The sequence below is a fragment of the Pseudodesulfovibrio sp. genome (assembly GCF_028692895.1).
Lineage (GTDB): Bacteria > Desulfobacterota > Desulfovibrionia > Desulfovibrionales > Desulfovibrionaceae > Pseudodesulfovibrio.
Window position 1 is genome coordinate 1 of record NZ_JAQUWN010000084.1, and the last position, 5,215, is coordinate 5,215.

Sequence of the window (5,215 nt, forward strand, 5' to 3'; positions counted from 1 at the left end):
CCTCGACGAACATGAACGTCAACGAGGTCATCGCGGCCCGCGCTGCCGAATTGCTCGGCGGCGACCGGGGCGACCGCGAACTGGTCCACCCCCTGCGCCACGTCAACATGCATCAGTCCACCAACGACGTGTATCCCACGGCGCTCCGGGTGGCCGTGACCGTCCTGCTGGCCGACCTGGAGGAGGCCGTGTCCGGTCTCCAGGCGGCCCTGCAGGAAAAGGAAGCCGCGTTCCGCGATGTGGTCAAGGTGGGCCGCACCGAGCTGACCGACGCCGTGCCCATGACCCTCGGCATGGCCTTCGGGGCCTTTGCCGACGCCGTGGCCCGCGACCGCTGGCGCGTCTTCAAGTGCCGCGAGCGCATAAAAAGGGTCAATCTCGGCGGCACGGCCGTGGGCACCGGGCTTGGCGCGCCGCGCGACTACGTGCTGGCCGTGGCCGGGAACCTGGCCGCGATAACCGGCCTGCCCGTGTCCCGCAGCGAAAATTTGGTGGACGCCACCCAGAACGCGGACGTGTTCGTCGAGGTGTCGGGCATGCTCAAGGCGTGCGCCGCCAACCTGCTCAAGATCGCCTCGGACCTGCGCCTGCTGTCCAGCGGACCGTCGGCCGGGCTGGGTGAGATACGGCTGCCCCCGCTCCAGGCCGGGTCCTCCATCATGGCGGGCAAGGTCAATCCGGTCATGCCCGAGGCCGTTACCCAGGCGGCCCTGCGGGTCATGGCCAACGACCAGGCCGTCACCCTGGCCGCCGGGCTGGGGCAGTTGGAGCTTAACCATCTGCTGCCGCTCATCGCCCAAGCCCTGCCCGAGTCCCTGGACCTGCTGACCGCCTCCTGCCGGGGGCTGGCCGATCACTGCGTGCGCGGCATCGAGGCGCGGCCCGAACGATGCCGCGAGATGGTCGAGCAGAGCAAGGCCCTGGCCACGGTCCTGGTGCCCGTGTTGGGCTACGAGGCGGTGGAGGAACTGGTGGCCGACGCCCGGCGGGACGGGAACACCATCCCCCGCCAGATCGTGGCCGCGGGCATTGCCCCGCCCGAGGTCGCGGACCGGCTTTTCTCGCCCCGCCAACTATGCAAACTGGGGTTCACTCCCGAAGAATTCGAGGACCTGAACACGCCATGAACACGCGCATCGCTTCCGAATCCTTCCGGGTTCGCCCGAGCGGGCCGGAACGATGCGCCCCAAGGAGACAGTATGTCGGATAAAGCGCCCCGGGGAGTTCGCCTGGTCATTGCCCTGGCGGGCCGCCGCAACGCGGGCAAATCCTCTCTCATCAACGCCCTGACCGGCCAGGAAACGGCCATTGTCTCGGCCACGCCGGGCACCACCACGGACCCGGTGGCCAAGCACTATGAATTGCTGCCGCTGGGGCCGGTCACCTTCTACGACACCGCCGGGCTGGACGACGAGGGCGAGCTGGGCGCGCTGCGCGTCAAGACCACCCGCAAGGTGCTGTACCGCTGCGACGTGGCCGTGGTCGTCCTGGGCGAGGAGGGACTGACCGCGTATGAGCGCGACCTGCTGGCCGCCATCCGCGAGATGGACATCCCGCACATCGTGGCCTGGAACAAGGCGGACCTCAGGGCTGCCGGGGACGGGCCGCAACCGCCGGAGGACGTCCGCGCCCCGTTCGCGCACGTATCGGCCATGGACGGCACGGGCGTGGACCGGCTCAAGAGCATGATCATCAACGCCGCGCCCCCGGAATACCGGCAGGAGCGGCTGATCCTGGGCGACCTCATCGACGAGGGCGACTGGGTGCTCTGCGTGGTGCCCATCGACCTGGCCGCGCCCAAGGGCCGCCTGATCCTGCCCCAGGTGCAGGTGCTGCGCGAGATACTGGACTGCGACGCCGTGGGCACCGTGGTCAAGGAACGGGAAATCCGCGCCGCCCTCGACGGCTTCGGCCGCAAGCCCGCCCTGGTGGTCACGGACTCCCAGGTGGTCATGAGCGTGGCCGGGGACGTGCCCGATGACATCCCCATGACCACCTTCTCCACCCTGTTCGCCCGCTACAAGGGCGACCTGGCCCGCCTGGTTGAAGGGGCCTCGGCCATTGACACGCTCAAGGACGGGGACACCGTGCTCATCGGCGAGGCGTGCTCGCACCACGACGTGGCCGACGACATCGGCCGGGTCAAGATCCCGCGCTGGATGACCCAGTATACGGGAAGGGATCTGAACTTCGAGGTCTATGCGGGGCACGACTTCCCCGAAAACCTGGAGAAATACGCGCTGGTGGTCCATTGCGGGGCGTGCATGCTGAACCGCACCGAGATGCTCCGCCGCATCGCCGAATGTTCCCGCCGGGGCGTACCTGTGACCAACTACGGCGTGGCCATTTCGAAATTGCAGGGAGTGCTCGACCGCGTCCTGCGACCGTTCGACATGAAGGGGGTCTGATCAAAATTTGGCGGCGCAAGGGTGCCGTACCTCGCGCCGCCCTTCATCCCAACTACCGTGGCTGTGGGAGTGACTAAACACGTAGGCGTGCAGGTGTTCATGCTCGTGGTCATGTTTGTTCTTGTCGCTATGAGCACGCTGATGAGCGATCCGGTCCCATCCGGAATTGCAACCGCAATTCTTGACATATGCGGTCTTCTGTGAGGTCACCAGTTTTCTTTACCTGTAATGATAAACCGCTCACACTTGAAAGCTGGCTGGGAGACAAATTGCGTATGCGCGCAAACACACGAACAACAATTGTATCCGGAGGTAGCGGCTCAACAACCATCCCGTAGTTCTTAATCTTCACGGCTAATCCTTGGCCCGGTTGATGACGGTCATCGCTTACCACTCAGACGCTTCATTCAATGCAGGACCCCATGGAGATTCCGGCATTTCTTCCCGTATCACATGCCCGACTTGGTTTTACTTATGTCAGAGGCAGTCGGTCCTTCGCATTGGAACAGGAAGACAATCCGGCAAGTACGTGCGTTCCCGCATCCCTTGAGCCGGAGTCGAACCCGCCATCCCTCTCGCCGTCGCCCGCTTGTGTCACGCTCGCGGGGAAATCGGCGGGAGGAGCAGAAATACCGCCGCCGGACCTTGCGCGAAGGTTTTTCGGCGTCGTATGGTGGGGTATGTCCACCGGATAAATCGGTCACCAGAAGGAGGTAAAACGCGATCAGGCGCGTTCATAAGTTTTGACGATAGTCTAAACTGATGAACGCATAAACTGGCACTAACGTGCCGAAACACCAAACACTTCTTTGCCGTTCATTTCCAAACGGCATGCTTTCACATCCAAACGCCAGGCTGAAAACACAGCACCCGCCGCCGGACAAACGGTAGATGTCTAGAAATCTATCGTTGTCGAAATTCCCCCACGGCCACCAATTTACGCGCAGGACGAATGAGTCTGCGTGGTGGCACCCCTTATTAAATGGATTCTTGAATTTCCTTTCAGTGGGAAACGGACATTGATTTGTCCCGTATCGGTTGTTGTGTGGCGCATTCGCGCCATAGGCGGACCTGTGGGTTCGCTTTGTCCCGGGGCACTGCCCCGAACTTTTGAAAGGGGGATTCGCATGAAATCCATCAGCTTGGTATTGGGCGCGAACAGGGCAACCCTGTCCGGCCCACGAACGAAACAACACAGAATCCGGCAGAACGCCAAGGCCTTTGCAAAAAGGCTACGCGAAGCCGGATTCGGGGTCCGAAAATGGACGAACATTTCGAACAAGCATTTTGCGGCAGTCGCCGACAGAATGAAAGAACAAGGCGTGGGTGACGGGCGGATTGCTGAAGTCTTCAGTGCCGCCCGCCATCTGTGCGAAGCCTATGGCAACACGCGCATCAGTCCGACCAATGATGTGTTCGATGTGAAGCGCGGGCCCATTGCCAACGCCAACAGCAAAGCGGTTGCCCCTGAATTTGTCTTGGGGGCCATCGCCAAGCTGGAAGATGGGCAATATGAGCACGGTCCCCGCTGTGCCGCTCAGATTCGCTTGCAATACGAATTGGGTCTGCGTCGTGAAGAAGCGGCCAAGGTCGATCTAGTTAACGACTGGGACAGGGAAGGCCGCAGCCTGCTCATCCAGCACGGGCCCAAAGGGGGACGGCACAGGACGCTGTACAACCTGTCCGATAGGCAGCAGGAAGCCCTGGAAAAGGCGTTGCCATACGTCAGCCGATCCGACAGGCCGGGGATACATCATCTCATGCCTGAAGGGATGGGCGACAAATGGCAGGAAAAGCTGTCCTACGCCGCCAGGCTGTGCGGGTTCACCAAGAAGGAAAGTGGGTGGACGCTGCATAGCAATCGCCATGAACGGTTCCATAAGATGTACGTCGAGCACACGGGCTTTCAGCCACCCAATCAGCATGAAAACGTGATTGCCTTTCAACAGGCCGCACAGGCTGTTGCCGGGGAAGAATGGCCCCGACTCGACGCTGACGCCCGTGATGAAATCGAAGTGACGGCAGGACATTCCGCAGGAAGACGGGACGTATCTGACGCCTATCTTGGTTCCAGTCTTTAACCAAAACCCCGCCTTTTTTGCGCGGGGTTTTCTTCTGGGCACAGGTTGGAGGACGAGATTGAAAAACCAATCTCGTCCTCCAACCATCATCCTTGTCTGCCCCGGAGGCAGACAAGGATGATTTTGCTCATGAGAGGATGAGTGTCTCTGATTCAAAAAAAGTGAAAATACCCGTTTCCGATTCCTTGCGATGGGATGTTCTCACATGATCATACTGAAGGGTTGGCTGAGTTTTCGGGCGTGAACGCCTGCTGAAAATGACAACCCGGAAGAATGATGACCTTTGACACCAATCTGAAGACCCGCGTATTATCTGCCAAGGACGTTGCCGCGTTCCTGGGCAAAAGCGTTGACTGGGTCTACGACCATGCCGAAGACGTCGGCGGCGTCAAACGTGGTGGGTCATGGTTCTTCCCGAACGAGGAAGATATCTATGACTGTCTATTTCAAGGCCGGAAAAGGGTACCGGTACGATTTCATGGTAAGGGGCAAGCGCCACACCAAGGCGTGGTTCAAGACGAAACGGGCCGCCAGGACGGCCGAAGCCGAAAGAAGAAAGGAAGTCGAAACCCAACGGGAGCTGGAAGCAAAGGGCGACATGGCCTTGCTTGATATGCTGAACCTGCGGCTGGATTACCTCATGGAGCGGGCGTACTCGGATTCGCATTACAAGAAGACCAAACTGGCTGCCCAGCGGTTGCTGGATCACTTCGGCAACGTGCCGTG

At 60.9% G+C, this 5,215-nt stretch carries 3 protein-coding genes and 1 pseudogene; all 4 read left to right on the forward strand.

The window, feature by feature from the left end:
• Positions 1–1,127: lyase family protein (locus PHP91_RS15330; protein ID WP_300142639.1), on the forward strand; the 1,127-nt coding region annotated here is incomplete at its 5' end.
• Between the two features lie 72 nt (positions 1,128–1,199).
• On the forward strand, positions 1,200–2,408 hold the full coding sequence (hydF, locus tag PHP91_RS15335) for a [FeFe] hydrogenase H-cluster maturation GTPase HydF (protein ID WP_300142642.1): 1,209 nt from the start codon (positions 1,200–1,202) through the stop codon (positions 2,406–2,408).
• 1,127 nt (positions 2,409–3,535) lie between these two features.
• Positions 3,536–4,489, forward strand: coding sequence for an integrase domain-containing protein (locus PHP91_RS15340; RefSeq protein ID WP_300142645.1), 954 nt, complete (start codon positions 3,536–3,538; stop codon positions 4,487–4,489).
• Between the two features lie 433 nt (positions 4,490–4,922).
• A pseudogene (locus PHP91_RS15345) lies at positions 4,923–5,215 on the forward strand (integrase); the annotation flags it as partial.

What these genes read in the sequence shown, in the direction of transcription:
- hydF (WP_300142642.1), top strand. Translation starts at nt 1,200, where the DNA reads ATGTCGGATAAAGCGCCCCGGGGAGTTCGCCTGGTCATTGCCCTGGCG.
- PHP91_RS15340 (WP_300142645.1), top strand. Translation starts at nt 3,536, where the DNA reads ATGAAATCCATCAGCTTGGTATTGGGCGCGAACAGGGCAACCCTGTCC.